1 pseudogene is annotated in these 545 nt (G+C 73.6%); it reads left to right on the forward strand.

Features of this window, described 5'->3' with window-relative positions:
• Positions 1 to 13: 13 nt before the first annotated feature.
• Positions 14 to 545, forward strand: a pseudogene (locus tag N2041_RS14750) (DNA recombination protein RmuC); the annotation flags it as partial.

Raw genomic sequence — 545 nt, forward strand, 5'->3', positions numbered from 1 at the left:
ATCCCGTTCTGACGTGGTCGAAACGCTTGCCGTGGCGCTGGCGGCCTGGCTGCTGGGCGCCGGTCTCGGAATGTGGGCCGAACGGCGCTGGCGCCAGCGCGCCATCGAGGCGGCCGTGCACACCGCGCAGGCTGCCGCCGAGGTCGAGCTGGCCCGCCTGAGCGAGCGGCTGCGCGCCGCCGAAGCGGATGCCGCCGAGGCACGCCAGCGCTGGCACGAGGCCAGCGCTCAGGCCGAACGCCACCGCGAAGCGCTGGATCGCGCCAGCGACGACAGCGCACGCTGGCAGGAACGCGCCGCGCGCCTGCCAGCCCTGGAGGCCGAATTGGCCCAGACCCGCGAGCAGCTGCACCTGCTGCAGCAGCGCAGCGCCGAACAGGACGCGCGCCTACAGGCGCAGCGCGCCGCCCTGGAGGAACAACAGCGCCTGCTGCACGAGGCGCGTGCTGCGCTGACCGAGCAGTTCCGCAACCTGGCGCAGGACATCCTGGACGACAAGGCGCGCCGCTTCGACGAGCACAGCCACGGGCGGTTGCAGGTGCTGC

Source organism: Tepidiforma sp., assembly GCF_026419595.1.
Lineage (GTDB): Bacteria > Chloroflexota > Dehalococcoidia > Tepidiformales > Tepidiformaceae > Tepidiforma.